The following is an 18,819-nucleotide window of genomic DNA, read 5'->3' on the forward strand; positions in this document are numbered from 1 at the left end:
AAATTTTCTCTATTGATTTTCTGTATTTTCACTATTTTCATATATTTGTGTTCCTAATGTGTTCCTGATAAAAATATGGCATTTTCAAATGTGACCTTGTATAGACAAAATTCTGAAAAAGAAAAATTTATTGTAATTTACTATAGACATAATGGAAATCCTGTTAGGTATCGGACTGGTGTTGTGGTTAAGCCAAAAGATTTTGACAAAAAATCTTCAACTGTAAAATCATCAGATTGTGAGTCTTCAAGCAAGAACGAAATTGTTAAAAAAGCACATAAGCTCGTAGAACAAATTATTGAAGATTTTATCAATGTAAATGGTATAAAACCAAATAGTTCAATAGTGAGTCAACAACTTGATTCAGGTATTCAACTCAAAAGGTCAAAAGTTGAAGCTAATCTATTAGAATGTTTTTCTGATTTTTTACTTTACAAGAGCATTGAATTTAATTCTCCTGAAAAAAGTATTCAATCTCTAAAGGATTATAAATCCACGTATAATGCACTGAAAGATTATAGTAAAGTTTTAAATAACACCATTTATCCAACTGACTTGACTACTAAAATTTGGTTAGATAAATTTAATACGTTTCTGGCTTCTCCAAGACCTCAAGTTAAAGGTTATGAATTTCTAACGAAAAAGCAAAATGACAAAACCAGAAATAAACGATTTGGTGTACTGAAAAATTTTTGTACTTGGCTCAAAGAGAATGCTTTTCTTCATGATATCGAAGCAATACTAAAATACAAAGTTACAATTGAAGAAAAGGATTATTATACACCACTACTTAGTGAAATTAAGTTAATACAGGAAAATGATTTTAAAATTGTGCCTCAGCAAAAAGCGATTGATATGTGGATTTTTGCTTGTCATACAGGTTTGCGTTATGGTGATATTGGATTTGTAAAAAAATCAAAGATTAAAGATAAAAACGGTGTGCAAATCCTAAAACTTAATAATCAAAAAACAAAAGTTAATATTGAAGTACCCTTAACAAAAAAATGCATTGAAATACTTGAGAAGTATGATTTTAATATAGGTTTAATGACTGACCAAAATGCAAATAAATATTTGCATGAAGCTTTAGCAACTATTGATGTTTTTAAAGAAGAATATGAATATGGAGTAGATGGTGATACTAAACCTAAATTTGATTTAATTACTTTTCATACAGCAAGGAGGGTGTTTATCACCCATTTAATAAATAACAATGTGAGTGTAAATGCTATAATGAAAATGACTGGGCACAGAAAAATATCTACTTTACAAAAGTATATTAATCCTGATTATGAATTAATCTCAGAAAACGTAAAAATATTTAACGAATTGTAATATGACTAAACAAGAAGCAAATCAAATAGTTAATGAAATTAATAAATTAGAATTGACAGGAGTTGTAGGGTGTAATAGTGTTATTCAGTCCGCAGTGAATACATTTGTTGCAGATTATATAATGCATAATCCAAATAAAAGTTTAAGGGATATTGAGTGGGAATTTGAAAGAAAATCATCTAATTTTATAAGGGCTTTTCAATTTGCTATGAAATCTAAATTAAGGGAGTTAAGAAATAATAGTTTGAAAGAGCAAAAAAATAAACCAATAGTGGCTAGTAATGAGAGAGAGTATTTAATAAAAGAAGTTTGTGAAAAATTAGGTCTTACGTCACAAAATATAAACCATCTTGTCAGAATACATAATTTGCCAGTGAGAGAAGAATCTGCAAGGAAAAGATATTTATCTGAATCAACAGTAGAACTTTTGAGAACAGGTAAGTACAAATAATAATGACCGTCAATTCAATTTTTTGAGGTAGTTTCTCACTAACTGCTTAAGCTGAAAGGTTATTCTGAAAATTTAGATTACTAAAACCAATTCAAGATTAATCCCCCTTCATAAGTAGATATAATTCTATGCGATTATTTTTTTGACGTATCCTTGTCTATTCAACTTTACCTTATTTAAGATTAGGGATTTTTGAAGGATTCTAACTTTACACCTTTGCGATAACCTCAATTAAACCTACGTTTACTAATTCAATCTTAGGAATTAACTTAAATATTTTTACATTTATAAAATGATTAAGACCATTATAATAGATGACGAATACAACGCTAGGGAGTTTTTAGAAAAACTTTTGACACGCTATTTTCCTGATAAATTTTTAATTCTTGACAAATGTGAAAGTGTCGACCAAGCAATTTTATCAATAGAAAAATATAATCCAGAATTAGTTTTTCTGGATATACAAATGCCTAATAAAAATGGTTTTCAGCTTTTTAAAGAGTTGGACAAAGTGAAATTTGAAGTTATTTTCACAACGGCACATTCAGAATTTGCTATTGATGCCATAAAGTGTAGTGCTTTGGATTATTTGCTAAAACCGATAAATTATATCGATTTGTTGGAAACCATCAAGAAATATGATAGTAAGCAAAATAAAGCATCACAAGAAGAAAAATTAAGATTACTACTAGAGAATGTTGATACTGGTGGCTCAGAGTTTAACAGAATTGCACTACCAACTGAAAATGGATTTGAATTGCTTAAAACGAATGCAATCTTGTATTGTGAAGCTGATAGTAATTACTGTAAAATTGTTTGCTTAGATGGCAAAAATATTATCTTATCCAAGACTTTAAAATATATTGAAGAACTACTTCCAAGTTCCATTTTTCAAAGAATTCATAAATCCTATTTAGTAAATCTAAACTATGTTAACCGTTTCAGTAAGGCTAACGAATTAGTGGTAGAATTAGCAAATGGAGAAACACTTCCCGTTTCTGTTAGACAAAAAGAAAATTTCATCAATGCTATCATCCAAAAAAAATAAACTCATATTTATACTATTTTTTTTTATTGAAATAGTTGTTGCTCAAATTAGTCCCAGTGTAAATATCACAATCAATGATGGTTTACCTAGTAATGATATCAAATGTTTTTATAAAGACAGTAGAGGGTTACTTTGGATTGGCACTGAAGCTGGATTATGTTGTTATGACGGTTCAGTTTTAAAAATATTTAACGAAACAAGTGGATTGAAATACGACAGTGTTTGGTCTATTGTAGAAGATGAAAAGAAAAATCTGTGGTTGTCATTATATGGACATGGATTGGCAAAATACGATGGTAAAAAGTTTGTATATTATAACGAAAAAGACGGATTGGTAAATAATGCTATTCGCAAAATTCATTATTCAAAAAAATATAGATGTTTGATTCTTGCTACTGAAAAAGGACTTGGATTATTTGATGGTAAGCATTTTAAATCACTCTTTCAAAATACCTCTTGGGGAAGTTTTCAAGTTGTAGGAATAGAAGAAACTAGTGAGAAAATTTATATTACGGCTTCTTATAGTAACGTATTTAATCTAATCATTGATAAAGATATTCATAATTCTAGGCTAGAAAAAGTATTTACACCAATAATATCTTATTCTTCTTTTGTTAGCGACAATACCTACTTAAGCGGTGGAGCCAACAGATTTTTGTTTGTGAGAAATCTAAAAACCAATAAAGAAAATACAATTCCAACTCCAATTATTTGGGATTTTGCAAAAGATGATGATAACAATATTTATTGTGCGTCATGGAATGTGACTGACCCAAAAGGAGGATTATTCAAATACCATAACGGTAAGTTAACAGATATTACAAAACAAGCAAATATTACATCCACTATGCTATGGTGCTTGCTTTATGACAAAGAAACCAAACAACTTTGGGTCGGTTCTGGTGATAAAGGAATTTATCGAGTTGATTTAAGTAAGCAGATTAATTTTCTGAAACCTTCTTTTTTTGGATTAAAAGAACTGGAAATTCAAGAATTGTATAATGATGCCAACAATACTACTTGGATTGGAGCAAAAGACAATATTTTACTTCTTCACAAAGATTTAAAATATACTCTATTCGACAAAGCATCTATTTGGAAAAAGATTTTAAATTATCTCCAACAAAAAGGTGTAAATACTAAAACTGATAAGGATTATAAAAAGTTCTACACAAGAAATAATTTTACTTCTTTCAATATTATGCCAGATAACGAAGGTAACATTTGGGTAAATACAACTATAGGAACATTTTGTTTTGATAAAAATTATAAAATCCTATTTCATAAATTTCTTGATGGTGGTCATTTAGTTTTTGATGAAAAAGACCATGCCTATTATGGACTTATGTATTTTAATATTTATTTTATGTCTAATAAATATGATTGGAATTATTTTAGAGAATTTTCAGTTAAAGACTCATCCGTTCCAAAAGATATAACAAAAATAGTAAAAGAAGGGAATAGGATTTGGATTGCATCTCATCAAAAAGGAATGTATTTACTTCAAAATAATAAATTTCATTCTTTAAAATTCAAAGAAAATTTCATCAAAGATTTAATAATTAACGAATATGGTCAATTAGTAATTGGAACAAACAGCGGAAAGGTTTACATCGCAAGATGGAACGGAACTGCACTCGATATTTTACACATTTACAAACCTTATAGAGAGCTTTATGGAACTTCTATTTCGTTTGTAGAGCATTCAAAAAACACTTATTTTATTGGAACAAATAAAGGAATCAATATTGTCCAAAACAATAAATTTATCAAGCTCATTAATAAATCTGAAGGTTTAACAGATATTCAATTTAACGATTGTATAAAAGACAAAAAAGGTAATTTACTAATTGCAACTAATGATGGATTAATTCAACTGAATGTTACAGAAGTTCTAAAAAGCAACGAAAGCAACAAAAAACCAATCAATATTTCCACAATCAAAGTAAATGGAAAATTATTTACAAATAGCAATATTACTTGGAATACTTATAATCATAATGAATTAAAACTCGATTACAATCACAATGATGTAGAGATTGTCTTTTCCGCAAATACTATTTTCAATGCTGATAAAAATGTTTACCGTTATAAAGTTATTGGCTTATCAAATAATTGGAACAATTTTGAATCGAATAATAAAATTCAATTGCTTGGAATCCCGAATGGAAAATATAAATTAGTTATAGAAGGTAAAAATACAGGAACAGGTGATTTCTTTCAAACGAAGATACTCCATATAACTGTAACTCCCCCATTCTGGAAAACATGGTGGTTTTTATTAAGTTGTTTTATCCTTCTCTTAATTTTTGCTTATCTAATTTATTTAAATAGAGTTCGATTAATCAAAAAAGAAGAAAAAGCGAAATATGAAATTCAAAAGCGTTTAGCGGAAACCAAAATGGAAGCCCTACAAAGCCAAATGAACCCTCACTTTATTTTCAACGCTATGAATTCTATACAGAATTATATCATCGATAACAACACAGATGATGCTCTAATGTATATGGGGGAATTTTCAAAAATAATTCGTCAAACACTTAATAATTCATCAGTGCAACGAATTGCATTAGCAGACGAAATTGAATATTTAAAATCCTACATAACGCTAGAGAATATGCGTTTTAAAAATCAAGTTGTTTTTGAACTTTTAGTTGACGAAGAACTGGATTTGTTTGAGATTGAAATCCCTCCAATGTTACTTCAACCTTTCATAGAAAATGTATTTGTCCATGCTTTTGATAATAAATCCGTACACCCAAAATTAACATTATCATTTAAGCAAAAGGATAATTATCTATTATGTAAGATAATCGATAATGGAAAAGGAATGCTATCGGGAAATCTAAGTAAACTTCACACCTCAAAAGGGATAACTTTGGTAAAAGAACGTATAGCGTTATTTCAAGAAAATAATGAACATTCAATTGACATTTCCTCAAAACCTAATGAAGGGACTACAGTAGTTTTGAAACTACAAATTGAGTAATCTTCAACGTTTAATTACTAAACCATAACGGAAACTAATTCCAATCCTTTTCTAATTTCCCTTATTATAATTTTGATTGTATTAATCAAATAACAATAATAAAATGGATAGATTTAAATTTTTAAAAAGTGTTTGTCTCGTAATTATAACAGTGTCATCTTTTACCAGTTGTAGTAAAGAGATTGAGGAATGGAACGACACTATTAATGCTGATGGCATTGATAAAGACTCAAGGGTTTCTTTAAAAATAAATGATTCTAATTATCAAGAACATTTTGAATATACTAATAATAAAAAAATTAATACATTTACTTGGATGAGGTTGAAAAATAGTGATGGCACAAATCGTTTTTCAATTAGTGGTGATATAGAATATATCCCATCTTCACCTACAGAAATTTCTTTGCAAGGAATAGGAAGAGTTGATTTTGATATAAATGGTAGTATAAAACAAGGACAGATTTATGATGTAAAAACTTCTTTTTTTCAATTTGACATTATTTTTGGTGGGCTTTCAAGTGTTGAATATCGTCTACAAGAATCTACTGTCGGACAATTAAAAATAACGTTTTTTGATGGAGTAACTATGAGTGGTGAGTTTAGCTTTGATAAAATACAATATTACCGTGGTGATTCTAAAATAACGGGGACTTTTTCAAAAATAGAAGAATATAAACTTTGAGAGGATGCAAAAACTATTCAAAATGAATAGTTTTTTGCTATGAACTTAATCAACAACTAAAGTCCAGGTGTTATTAAATACCTTGTAATTTACTTACAGTTACTTCAGTGCTTTAGATATTGCAAGAAGATAAAGATAGGCAGGGTTTAATTTCCCTGCTTCAACTTTATATATAGATTGTTAGTCTTTTAAAATACTCAAACCTAGTTTTGCTTGCAACAATCCACGAGTTGTCCTCAATTGCTTAATAAGCAATCCCAAACGCTTCAATTCACTAGTATTATCCATAACTTCTATTTCACGCCAATTTGGGTATAATGCTTAATTTTCTTTACATTTTATACTATCATATACTCGTTGGGTGAAATTTTTTACCACAAGTCTATACCTCAGTGCATGCTAGAATCATAGAATTTGTAGTTTTTTTATAGAAATAAATTGACGTTCTACTATTCACATAGCTCATCTATACTAGAAATAGTTCTATTTCTGTTTTTCTATGTTGATTTGCTATTAATCTATGATTCTATGTGGTTTAGTTTTTATTTTATTTAAATATCACTCAACAGGTTATAATATGTTAATTGAAATTTTAAAATATGCTCGTGAAACTTAAAAAGTAAACGTTAAATCACAGAATTTGTACGGTAACTAACTGTAAATTCTTGAGTAGTTTTTTTAATGTAGGTTTGATTTGAAATTTTTGAATATGGCAATAATAGATGTAGTAAATTATCAAGCAGAAGATAATCAATTTATATGGAAATTCCCTTCTGATGATTTACGAATAGGTACACAAATAGTTGTTAACCCAGCACAATATGCTTTTTTCATTAAAGGAGGGGTAATATTTGATGAATTTACAAATGGTACACACACCATTAAAACAGAGAATATACCTCTACTCAATAAAATAATTAATCTCCCATTTGGCGAAAAATCTCCTTTTCAAGCAGAAGTTTGGTTTGTTAATTTACTAACAAAATTGGATAATAAATGGGGAACAACATCACCTATATTATTGGAAGACCCTAAATATGCAATCATTATTCCTGTACGGGCTTTTGGACAATATGGCTTTAAAATTGGTAATCCAAGGATGTTTTTAGAAAATTTAGCAGGAAATTTAACTTCATATTCAGCAGATAAAATTCAAGAGTATTTTAAAGGTAAAATCATTTCATCTCTCACTAGTTTAATTTCAAAAAAATTAGTTCTGGACAGTATCTCGATTTTAGAAATTAATGTTTACTTGGAAGAGTTGTCATTATACTGCCAAGACAAAATTTCAGAAGAATTTAAGCGATTTGGGTTAGAATTAGTAAATTTTTATTTTCTATCTATCAATGTCCCCGAAAATGACAAGAGCATTGAAAAACTAAAAGAAGCTAAAGACCTTGTTGCAAAGATTAAAATTGCAGGAAAAGACCTTTATCAAATGGATAGAAGTTTTGATGTTTTAGATAAAGTAGCTCAAAATGAAGGTGGAGTTGCTGGAAATTTAATCGGTGCTGGATTAGGACTAGGGCTTGGTTCAGGACTAGGAAGCCAGATGAACTCCATATCTAGTAACTTAAATACTAATTCCTCTCCACCTCCACCTCCAATTCAATTTCATTTTTTAATTGATAATCAGTCAACTCCAATAAATGATATTAATCTAATAAAAACTATGATTAGTCATGGTGAAATCACTAGACAAACTATGGTTTGGAGGCAAGGTATCGACAATTGGAAATTAATAACTGATTTTGATGAATTAAAAATTCTTTTTAGTCAAACACCTCCACCCATCTTATAAATTATGAATAAACTAATACTCTATTTCGGATTTCTTCTAATTGTCGTTAACTCATTGGTTGGTTTTGTTTTATCATATTATCCTCTTTTAAATTGTATGTCTTCTGATGTTGTAATACTGATTAATACATTGCTGATTTACAATCTAGCAAATAGTCAACTAAGTAGTGGATTCAAGGTAAGCTTATCTATTATTTTTCCCGTTTTAGGTTTTGCATCTTATGTTTTAGCCGTTTTAAGTCCACTTGAAATAGAAGATAACCTATATTTTATCGGTTTTATTTTAATCCTTTTTATTGAAATAGCATTTTTAATGATATCGAAAAATACATCCACAATTAATCAAAAAAAATCATGAAAGCAGTATTAGAAAGAATTCAAGAAAGTTTATTAAACTAAATAAAAATCAATGAATTAATATAATTCAAGAATGTGACTCTAAAATTATAACGGCAAAATGGAATGAAGAACATAAAGAGTTAATAAGAAGAATGAAAGAGTTTAATCGTTAAATACATATTTCTAAAATTATGAGTGAAATAATTAACTGCCCTTCCTGTGGGGCTTCAAATCAATTGCCTGAGGGAAAAAACACTATGTTTTGTGCTTTTTGTGGGAACTTAATACAAAAAATGACAAAAGCTGACACTAGAATTAAGGAAAGTAGTATTAAAACAAAACCTCAAATATCAACACAAAAAACAGAAAAGAAAGATGTACTTCATCTTACGAAGTCAGGTAAGTTTAAATATAAAAAAGAAGAAAATATAATTGATTATGGAGGAGAACTTTCTTTGGTAAATAGAGGGATAGAATCTTTGGAAGAAATTACTTCTTGGTTCTCAGATAATGAATTAGTAGAAATAGTATCACTTTGCTTAAATGATAATAATATTAATTCCCTTAGTGGAATTGAAAGGTATACGAAATTGGAAAATTTGTATATATCTAACAATAAATTAACAAATTTAGAAGATTTTGCTAAAATCAATAACGGGCATCTATTAGGAAGTCTCGACTTAAAGAATAACAAATTATGTAGCACTAAGTATTTATCAAAATTTAGTACAATAGAATTAGATATATCAGAAAATGAAATAGTTGTTTTAGATGATATTCCTCAATTTAGACCAAACTTTTTTTTTAAAAAAATCAATTCAATTTCTCTTTCAAACAATACAAAACTAAAGAAATTTAGTCAAGATGTAGTTACAAGTTTAAGTGCAAATGTTAACAGAATAGATTCATTAACCATTAACTTAATCGGTTGTTTAGAATTTGACCAAAATTGTTTAAATTCATTGAAAGTAAACGAATATATTAGATTTTTTTTAATATTAGATAAAAAAACACAACTAAGTGGTGAATTAATGGCTAAAGGTTTTGAACTTTTGGAGGATGAAAATACCAATAAAGAAGGTATGACTTATTGCTTTACCAACAAAAGTAGATTAAAAACAAACACAGAAAAAAAAGATAATATAGGGGGGTTCATTGCAAATGCCACAATGAAACTTAGTTTTTGGAATTGGGTTCATTTAACGGCGCCTTATCTTTTTGCAATAATATATTGCAATTATACTGGTGAGACTTTTTTGAAAGGATTAGGAGTCTGCCTCTTTTTTGTTTTTATAATTTGTGCAATTCCTCATTCGGAACGTGATGTTAAAACAGGAAAATCTTTTATATCTAAATACGGTAAGTTCGATGAGTATAAAACTCTGCGTGGGGAACGGATGGGTGATGCTAAAGCGAATATTTCGATACTGCATTTAGTAACGCTTATAGTGTTGATTATTTACGGATTTTCAATAAGTAAGAATTCAGATTACAGTAATAATAAAGAAGATGATGTTATAACAACAGTTGCGCCAAAATACAGTAAAGAAAATAACTCAAATATAAATACTTATCAAACAGCATCAGAAAGTAACGATTCAACATATAATAACTATGATACCGTTTCTGAAGAAAACATTGAATCGAATACAAATCCTAATTTTGTATTGGGAAAAAATTATGATGGTGGGACAATTATCTATCTAGATGATACGAATGAACATGGAATAATATGTTCCGAAGTTATTATTACTGATAGAGTTAATACACTTGAAATATCGAAACAAAAAAGTATGGAATACTCAAATGAAAATAATGGAAATTGGAGGTTACCTTCAGAATCTGATTTTAAATTAATTGCAAAACAAAAAAACATTATCGATTTAAAAGGCGAAACATTTTGGACTAGTAATGAGAATTCTGACCTTGGATTGGTATATGAATCTTTTAACAATTCATTTGGCTTTTCAAGAAAGAACTGGGAGTCATCTGCTTTGGTCTTTGTAAAAGATTTTTAATATTTGTAACTATTCTAGATTAACCTAAATAGTTCAGGACATAATTTATCTTTTTCATTATCTCTGTAATTAGGTAACATTCATTCATTTAAGCTGAATCTTTTGATTGTGATATTGAATATGGCTTTGTTCAAGATAGACTAGATTGAAGGCCGTTAGAGCTTCTCTTCCAAATTGTTTTTTTTAGTAAAGACACCAATTGTATGACCTGTATCTCCTTCTCTGTTATTAGTAAACTCTTTTTGCTTTTTTTTGTTTAAAAAAAATCTGGAAAAAATTTTGCGAACGCAATCGAGCACCAATCTATCCAAGATACGCTCCCCTGTAGGGAGGGGAGGTAACGAGAGGGAGGGGGTACTCAAATGATTGAAAGTTTCAACATCAAATCTTTTACCTTTTTTACAGTATTTGGCGAGATGTCGTAACCTTTGCTTTTATCGCTTGCCAGTTTTGCCAAATCCCTAAGCGACATAGTAGGATTTGATTTTATTACCTTAACCGCTCTATTGTGTTTTGCCAGAATTTCTTCTGGAGAGTCTTTTGTTGCTTTCATTCGCCCTTTATAGGCTCCACGTAAGCGTGCTTGAATTATTCCTTCAGCTTGTCTTTCAAGAAGGGAGGCTTTTTCGAGCGAACTCAGTTCACTTAGAATGGTAGTTATAAGATTAAATACTGGATTGGCTTTTCCATTTATCATCGATTCAAGACCCAAATTATCTATCTTAACAATCACTCCTTTATCGAAAAAATATTTTAGTGACTGTAATACGTTTATGGTAGACCTTCCAGCTCTATCTATGGCATGGAATGAAACATAATTCACTTCTCCAGCTTCAACGGCTTCAGTTAGTTTTTTTCCAGCAGGTCTTTCGGCAAAAGGAATTGAACCGCTGATTGTATCAATAAATAATATTTCATCTGGATGGGATTTTGCCAGTTGGCGCAGGTTAGATTGTTGAGCCGTACTTTGGCGAATGTATCTCGCTTTTTTCATAACTAGATTATTTAGGTGAAACTTGGAAAAAGTGTGCATTTTTAGGATGGTGTATTTTGCACACTTTTAATTGGTTGATATTGTTGAGTAATGATTTTTTATAATGTGAACTGTATGGCTATAACCTAATTTTGCACAGGACTGAAGGTTACTTACCTTCAATCCAGTCCAGAATATCTACAAGCATATCGCAATACACATCATTTACTTCTTTTATCGTTTCTCCTTTTTTACTGATGAATGATATTGTGTAAGTGTCAATCCATTTTAATTGGATTCTAACAGTTCCTTTGTGTCTGAAACCTGAACATTGGAATTGTAGCCCTCCTTGGTATTCTTTTGATTCTGGTAATGCCATAAAGTTTTTAGAACCATAAGCCATTAAAGCCCACTTGTCAGTATATATAATTTGTTCAATGATTGTTTTAGCGATTTCCATAATATTGCAGTTGTAAAGTGATACTTGATTAATATGCCACAAAGTTAAGTTATATTTGATTATAAAGCAAATGATGTTTAATTTTTAATCAGATAAATTAAGCCTTACTTGATTTATTTCTTATATTTGTAAAAAATATTAGAATGGCTATATTAAGACTAAAGGAAATAATGACATTAAAGGGGATATCAAGGGATGAACTATCTTTAAGAGTTGAAGTGTCACCAACCACAATATCAAATATCTCAAGTGAAAATAATTTACCAACGATTAAACTTTTGTTGAAGATTGCTGAAGCTCTTGATGTGGATGTGAGAGAATTATTTGTTTCAACTAAAGGGACTTCTGTAACTCAATTGGAAGTAGATGAAGCTAAGGAATTAATTGCCAAAGGACTTGGTATTTTAAGTGGAAATATTTAATTATTGAAAATTATCAGATATTTATAATTAAAGCACTTTATGAAAAATATTAAAATTGCTAAAAGAGAAATAACAATTGAAAAATTTCAATTTGAATACACCTATAGAGGCCTAATAATTGGGTCACCAAACCAAGTCATTAATGATAAAATCATATCTGATTACCAAAATTCATTAAAAAAGGGAAATCGTAAATCCATTTTTCATTTCACTAATAATGACTATGTTTCAAAAGACACATTAAAACCAGTCATTTATTCTGCTTTTTTGGAATCGGAACCAATTAATGACATCGAAAATCAATATGATGGTAGCTGGCTAGTTGTAAGTTGGTTTGGAGATGAACAAATTGAGAAGTCAATTTCAGAAATTATCACTAAAGGGTTAGCAGGTTTAAAATATGACAAACTCGCTGAAAATTTCACCTTTTAAAGAAATAAATGTACACAGTTGTGTCCGTGATAACAACGTTTTCTATTCAAAAATTTTACCACTGGTTAATACTGAAAGTTTATTAAGGAATGATTTGAAATTAGGTGGATATTCTTCTAGTCCATTTGATTTTAATCGAAAATCATCTATCCAAATATCGCATTCCCAAGAAGTGCCATCACAAATAAAATTATTTTGATATTCCTTTTCCCATGATTTGCAGTAACGAGAAATGTACTTGAAAAAGTTTAGTTTTCTTTCCTCTGAAATTACTAAATCGTAATCAATAGAATCGGATTGGAAAATCGCAATATGTTCATATTGATAATCATTTATGAATAAAGGGTTTATATTTGAAATAGTTGCAATATCTCCTGTTTTTGCTCGATAGAGGAACAGTCCTTTTTTATATTGTAAAGAGTAACTTGACCCAAAGTAAGCACCTATACTAAATTCAAATTTTTTAATTTTCATAAAACTAACTATTTTTAATGAGTTAATTTACAGCTCATCAAACTTTGCTTTCATTGTAGGATTGCCGTGCGTTAATTTTTTTATGGTTAAATCTTCTGCCTTGTTATTGGCTAAGCGGAGGTTATTTTCAGAAGATAAAAGTGCTTCTTTGGTTTTATACAAATGGTCAATTGTTTTGTCTATTTCATCTATAGCTGTTTTGAATTTTCGACTGGCTAAATCATAATTTTTGGCAAAACCTTCTTTAAATTTATTGATATTATCCTCAAAATTTGTGATGTCAATATTCTGATTTCGAATCAAATTAAGTTCTGCTTTATATTGCATAGAATTCATAGATGCATTTCGAAGAAGCGTAATAATTGGAATAAAAAACTGTGGACGAACGACATACATTTTGTTGTATTTATGAGATACATCAACAATACCTGTATTATAATATTCACTTTCGGATTCTAACAATGTTACTAAAACTGCAAATTCACATTTTTTCTCGGTTCGGTCTTTGTCTAGTTCTTTAAAAAAATCTTCATTCCTTTTTTTTGTTGCTGTTTGGTCTGATTCATTTTTCATCTCAAACATTATGGATATGATTTCATTTCCTTGGTCATCATTTTCTCTGTAAATGAAATCACCTTTGCTACCTGAACGTGAATCGTTGTCTTTCTCAAAATATGCATTTTGAAAAGCGGTGGCTCTTAGTTTATTAAACTCGGTTTCACAATGTTGTTCTAGAGTTTCACCAACCATCTTGGTAGATAGTTTCAGCTTCATATCTTTTCTCAAAGCAATTTCCTCATCTTTCATTTTGATGATTTCATCTTTGGTTTTGAGTTCAGCATCAAACTTCTCTTTTAATGATTTTTCAAGTAGTTGCTTTTCAGTTTCTTTATTACTCAAGCTGTTTACCAAATCATCACGTTCCTTTTCTATCTTATGGATAGCTTCAGTAACAGAAAGTTTTTTCTCCAATTCGGCATTGTCTAATTTGGCTTTAATTTGCGAAATCTCACTTTCCTTGGTAGCTAGCTTTTCCGAAAGTTCTCTTTCGCTTTTCGCTTTTAATTCTAATATTTCTTTATCTTTTTTGGTTAAATCTTCTTGAAGAGAATTTTTAATATTTGCCTCGGCTAGTTTAATTGCACTATCTTTCTCTTTTTCTGCAAGAGTAAGTCGTTTTTCCAATTCTTCTTCAAATTGGTGGTCACGAACTTGTTTCAAAATATCAGCAAAACCAGCTTCATCAACTTTAAATGCTTTATGGCAATTTGGGCAAATAATTTCGTTCATATTATTTAAATGTTACTTGATTTAATACTATTCCTTTTGAAGTGAAACAAATTTAGTTATTCTTTAATTTATTTATTACATTTTGATAATATTCAAGTTTTTCTCCTTTTAGATAAATAGTTTCAATGTTATTAGCTTGCATAAGCTGCTCTTTAAATTCGTTTTTATATATTTCTGGAGAGTAGTAAAATATTTTATTTTTAATTAAACCTGAATTTTCCATTTGAAATCTTGCTCTATTTGTTAATAGATACCATAAATCAGTTTCAATGTAATCAAGCGACAATCCAATTATGTGAACATCATGTGTAAATAAATAATCTATCCATGAATAATATCTTGTAGAAGGGCTTTTTTTTAGTTGTTTATGTAATGTAGTTTTACTTATTTCATCGTTTTTATAGTTTGTTCCAGAAACAACATAATTTCTTATTTGTTGCAGTTGACCACCATAATGTTCATAGCCTAAAGTAATAGAATTTGGATAGTTTATTTCACCATGAATATGCCAAAATTTTTTATTTTCAGTGACATTATGTCTAAATATACTGTACTTTAATTCTTGTATAATTCCGTGGTTTTGTATTGATTCAATAGTTTTACTTCTTAAAATTACTTGCTCAAGTGAATAGTCATAATTAGTAGTTATATAATTTTCACAATCTAACTTGATTAATTCTTCGTGAATTATATTAGGTTCAATTCCTTTGATTAAAGTTGCAATTCTCTTTTTAAGCTCACTTTCTTTTAAACCTATTGCATTGAGAGTTTTAAGATAGATTTCTTCATAAAGTAAGGGAAATGGTTTCTTATTAGTTATGATTATTTTTTCATTGCTCAAATTTGCAATTTTTGATAAAATATTTTCCCAACTGTGAGAATCTTTTTCATTGATATTGTTTATTCCATTTCCAATTAAAAGTACTTTTTTCATTTATTATTTATTTAAAGCATAATCTTCAACATCAGCCAATTCAGTAGCTACAATCATTTTACTACCAATAGCACTAAAATGTCGTTTACCACATTTAATTTTTCCAGCTTCTTTTGGTCTTAAATCAAATAAACCAGTACTACCTTTAGATTCTACTACAAAATACAATTTTTCATCATCTTGGTCTTTCCACATAATAGCCCAGTCGGGGTTGTATGTACCAAGTGGGGTGTCGATTTTGAACCAATCTGGTAGCTTAGCATAAACTGATATGTTTTCACTATTTTCAAATTGTTTTGCCAAATTCGATTCTACATTAGAATCGTAAACCACATAATTATAAGGTGATTTTGAACTCTCTTTTAAATTGCTTTTCAAATAACCAAATAACTCTTTGTTTTCAAAAAGTTCTTGACTGTAATATTCTGCATCACCAATTTTCTTATAACTGATTCCATCGATAATGTGTAAATTCATTTGCTCATTGATAATATCAATACAACCCTCAATGAATTTTTGAGGATTGATTTTGAAGTAATCTAGTTTGTTGATTCCAGTTAAAATTTTTACAATAGATTTTCTGGTCAGCTGGGTCTCATTTTGAAGATAGCTTACAATATCTGGCAATCTTTCTACTTCATCTTTGATACTTGTTGTTTCACTATTAGGACTTATTGTAGCATCAACTCCTCCAGCATTAATTGAGATAGAAGCTTTTGTATAAATAAGTTTTCCTCTAGTGATTTTTAATCGGTCATTGATTGCATTGATACATTCTTTAACCAGTGAATCCGAATCAAAGTTGACTGAGAAAGTTGTTTTGAATTTTACTTTTTCCCATAGTTCTCTAAACTCTGGACTGTCTAAAATTCTTTTATTTACAGTGACTAATTTTTTGTCTGCTTGGTTTTTTATTTCGAGCCTTCCAGCTGTTTCTTTTAATGTGTTGATGATTTGATTTAGTACGTGTTCCTGTTCTTTAAACTCTTCAGGAATAACAACCGTTTCATCCTTTAAATCAATTTTCAGCTTGTCTTGTACTTTTCCTTTTGCATCAATATAACCTTGGCTTATAAGATGTTTGAAGAGTTCTTCTGATTTTTCTTGACCTAGATAAACTGTGTCCTCGTCATTGATTTCAACTACAATATTTCCAAAACTATGTTTCTCAAGAATACCAAATTTGATTCCTGTTTCTTTTTCAATCTCTTTCTGGAAATTTTCCACAAATTCAGCATAGGTTTCTGTAGCCATGACCGTTAAAGTATTCACTTCATGTCCATAAATACGTTCTCCTGCTTGATTTACGCATAAACGTAATCCACGTCCTATTTCTTGTCTTCTTCTAATTTCGGAACCACCAGCATCTTTTAGAGTGCAAATCTGAAATACATTTGGATTATCCCATCCTTCTTTTAAAGCGGAGTGAGAAAATATGAAGCGTAATTTTGAATCGAAACTTAAAAGCATTTCTTTGTCACGCATGATTAGATTATAGGTGTCCTCATCTGCATTGGTGTTTCCTTTGGTATCCTTGAAGTATTCGTATTTATCCTTAGAATTGCTTTTTTTAGCTTTTTTATCAATGGAGAAATAACCGTTGTGAACTTGATTTACTTCAACTTCTGCACCATTTAATTCTCCAAATAAACTAACATATTTTGGTTTAGCTATTAGCTTTAAATATTCTTTTTCGAAGATTTCAGCGTACTCACCATTAGCTATATTACCATCTTCATCATATTGGCGGTATTTACTAACCGTGTCGATAAAGAACAATGAAAGAACTTTAATTCCTTGAGGATTCAATACTAATTCTTTATTTAAATGCTCTTCAATAGTTTTGCGAATTAAAGCAGTTTTAATTTGGGTATCATCTATATTTCCAATCGCTTCTCCAAGCTTAATTATTTCATCTTTACTGGTAAAATCGATGTATTCATTTCCAGCCACTGCATAAATATCTTTTATGATGTAACCTTCATATTCAGCTCTATCAGTAATTTGTTCTAAATCTTCATTTTGCTTTACAAGAATCGTTTTTCTTGATATACTTCCGTTTTTGAAAATATCCAGTTCCAATTTTGCTACAGGAAAACCTTTTGAGACTTTTACCTCGACCAATCTAATATAAGCATTGTTGTTGATTCCTTCTGTTTGAACAGAACCCACTTCAATTTGTTTCACCAACTTCTTTTCATAAGCATCAACCGCATCCAGCTTGTACATCATATTTATTTTCTCATCCTTTCGGTGAGTTGCCGAGTATTTGACTATTGCCAGAGGATTTAAGCTCTGTATGGCTTTCTTTCGGATTGGTGTACTTATCGTTGTTTGAGGTTCATCAATAAAAACTACTGGATTTGTTTTCTGAATTAAATCTAATGGTTTGTATCCTAATGAATCATTATATCTGTGGATAATATTAGCTGTTTTCTTTTCATCATCTGGATTATCAAAACTTTTTGCAAATGCATCAATGTTTATTACCATTATTTCCAATCGGTCATTAGTGGCAAAATCTCTAACTTCATTTAACTTGCTAGAATCATAAACAAAGAAATTGTAGTTGATGTTATCATACAATTCTCTTAAATGTTCCTTAGTAATTTGTAGTGATTTATAAACTCCTTCTTTTATAGGGATAGAGGGCACTACAATAATGTGTTTTGAAAAACCATACTTTTTATACAGTTCAACAATGGTTCTTAAGTAAACATAAGTTTTCCCTGTACCCGTTTCCATTTCAACAGTAAAATCAAGATGTTTTCTTTCTATTTCGCCTCTTGTTGAAGGTTTTAATCCATTTGATAATTGAATTTTTTGCGTGTTTTCAAGTAATTGTCCGTCAGTCAATAACAACCTATTACCATAACCACTTTCTGTAAATTCTAGATTTTGTTGTTTTGCTAGAAATTCTGGCGAATAAACTGTAAAATTAGAGTCACATTTCTCTTGACCACTAAAAATATTTACAATGGCTTCAATGGCTTCTTGCTGGTAATTTAACGTACTATCAAATTGTATTTTCATGACTAACTTTATTTCAAAAACAAGAAACCTTAATATTTTATTTTCTTGCTTAATTTTATTGAAATCTAACTTAAATAAGCTAAACTATTATTTATGAGTACTTTGTTTCTGGATTGTTTACTTGCTTAAATTGATTACC

15 protein-coding genes are annotated in these 18,819 nt (G+C 29.4%); 9 read left to right on the forward strand and 6 right to left on the reverse strand.

Features of this window, described 5'->3' with window-relative positions; genetic code table 11:
• Nucleotides 1-75: 75 nt before the first annotated feature.
• The 7 genes from FLAVO9AF_RS14370 to FLAVO9AF_RS14405 all read left to right on the forward strand — a co-directional run bounded on the left by FLAVO9AF_RS14370 (nucleotide 76) and on the right by FLAVO9AF_RS14405 (nucleotide 10,662).
• Nucleotides 76-1,335, forward strand: a complete 1,260-nt coding sequence (locus tag FLAVO9AF_RS14370) for a tyrosine-type recombinase/integrase (protein WP_159690335.1) — start codon at nucleotides 76-78, stop codon at nucleotides 1,333-1,335.
• Nucleotide 1,336: 1 nt separating this feature from the next.
• Entirely contained in the window at nucleotides 1,337-1,786 is a 450-nt protein-coding gene (locus FLAVO9AF_RS14375) for a MerR family transcriptional regulator (RefSeq protein WP_159690338.1), read from the forward strand.
• A gap of 292 nt (nucleotides 1,787-2,078) precedes the next feature.
• Nucleotides 2,079-2,834: a LytTR family DNA-binding domain-containing protein gene (locus FLAVO9AF_RS14380; protein ID WP_159690343.1), complete on the forward strand. Its 756-nt coding sequence runs from the start codon at nucleotides 2,079-2,081 to the stop codon at nucleotides 2,832-2,834.
• Nucleotides 2,812-5,823 (forward strand): histidine kinase, encoded by a 3,012-nt coding sequence (locus tag FLAVO9AF_RS14385; protein WP_159690347.1) that lies wholly within the window; start codon nucleotides 2,812-2,814, stop codon nucleotides 5,821-5,823. Before FLAVO9AF_RS14380 ends, FLAVO9AF_RS14385 begins: the two co-directional genes overlap by 23 nt.
• 103 nt (nucleotides 5,824-5,926) lie before the next feature.
• Nucleotides 5,927-6,505 carry a hypothetical protein gene (locus tag FLAVO9AF_RS14390; protein WP_159690349.1) on the forward strand — a complete coding sequence of 193 codons (579 nt, stop codon included), beginning with the start codon at nucleotides 5,927-5,929 and terminating at the stop codon, nucleotides 6,503-6,505.
• Nucleotides 6,506-7,214: 709 nt separating this feature from the next.
• A complete protein-coding gene (locus tag FLAVO9AF_RS14400; RefSeq protein WP_159690352.1) occupies nucleotides 7,215-8,306 on the forward strand; it encodes an SPFH domain-containing protein in 1,092 nt (363 codons plus the stop codon).
• 529 nt (nucleotides 8,307-8,835) lie between these two features.
• Nucleotides 8,836-10,662 carry a hypothetical protein gene (locus FLAVO9AF_RS14405; RefSeq protein ID WP_159690355.1) on the forward strand — a complete coding sequence of 609 codons (1,827 nt, stop codon included), beginning with the start codon at nucleotides 8,836-8,838 and terminating at the stop codon, nucleotides 10,660-10,662.
• Between the two features lie 358 nt (nucleotides 10,663-11,020).
• On the opposite strand, the gene FLAVO9AF_RS14410 is transcribed toward FLAVO9AF_RS14405, so the two are convergent.
• Nucleotides 11,021-11,656, reverse strand: a complete 636-nt coding sequence (locus FLAVO9AF_RS14410; protein ID WP_159690359.1) for a recombinase family protein — start codon at nucleotides 11,654-11,656, stop codon at nucleotides 11,021-11,023.
• 148 nt (nucleotides 11,657-11,804) lie between these two features.
• Entirely contained in the window at nucleotides 11,805-12,095 is a 291-nt protein-coding gene (locus tag FLAVO9AF_RS14415; protein ID WP_159690363.1) for a hypothetical protein, read from the reverse strand.
• Nucleotides 12,096-12,238: 143 nt separating this feature from the next.
• Here FLAVO9AF_RS14415 and FLAVO9AF_RS14420 point away from each other — a divergent pair, with 143 nt between their 5' ends.
• On the forward strand, nucleotides 12,239-12,517 hold the full coding sequence (locus FLAVO9AF_RS14420; protein ID WP_159690367.1) for a helix-turn-helix domain-containing protein: 279 nt from the start codon (nucleotides 12,239-12,241) through the stop codon (nucleotides 12,515-12,517).
• 39 nt (nucleotides 12,518-12,556) lie between these two features.
• Nucleotides 12,557-12,949: a hypothetical protein gene (locus FLAVO9AF_RS14425; protein WP_159690370.1), complete on the forward strand. Its 393-nt coding sequence runs from the start codon at nucleotides 12,557-12,559 to the stop codon at nucleotides 12,947-12,949.
• 42 nt (nucleotides 12,950-12,991) lie between these two features.
• Here the strand turns inward: FLAVO9AF_RS14425 and FLAVO9AF_RS14430 are convergent, their stop codons facing one another.
• The 4 genes from FLAVO9AF_RS14430 to FLAVO9AF_RS14445 are packed head-to-tail and all read right to left on the reverse strand — an operon-like array spanning nucleotide 12,992 to nucleotide 18,680.
• Nucleotides 12,992-13,423: a hypothetical protein gene (locus FLAVO9AF_RS14430; RefSeq protein ID WP_159690373.1), complete on the reverse strand. Its 432-nt coding sequence runs from the start codon at nucleotides 13,421-13,423 to the stop codon at nucleotides 12,992-12,994.
• Between the two features lie 27 nt (nucleotides 13,424-13,450).
• Nucleotides 13,451-14,713 carry a DUF2130 domain-containing protein gene (locus FLAVO9AF_RS14435; protein ID WP_159690378.1) on the reverse strand — a complete coding sequence of 421 codons (1,263 nt, stop codon included), beginning with the start codon at nucleotides 14,711-14,713 and terminating at the stop codon, nucleotides 13,451-13,453.
• Nucleotides 14,714-14,765: 52 nt separating this feature from the next.
• Entirely contained in the window at nucleotides 14,766-15,647 is an 882-nt protein-coding gene (locus FLAVO9AF_RS14440) for an SIR2 family protein (protein ID WP_159690382.1), read from the reverse strand.
• Between the two features lie 3 nt (nucleotides 15,648-15,650).
• Nucleotides 15,651-18,680, reverse strand: coding sequence for a type III restriction-modification system endonuclease (locus FLAVO9AF_RS14445; RefSeq protein ID WP_159690387.1), 3,030 nt, complete (start codon nucleotides 18,678-18,680; stop codon nucleotides 15,651-15,653).
• Nucleotides 18,681-18,819: the final 139 nt, after the last annotated feature.

It is taken from the genome of Flavobacterium sp. 9R, assembly GCF_902506345.1.
Lineage (GTDB): Bacteria > Bacteroidota > Bacteroidia > Flavobacteriales > Flavobacteriaceae > Flavobacterium.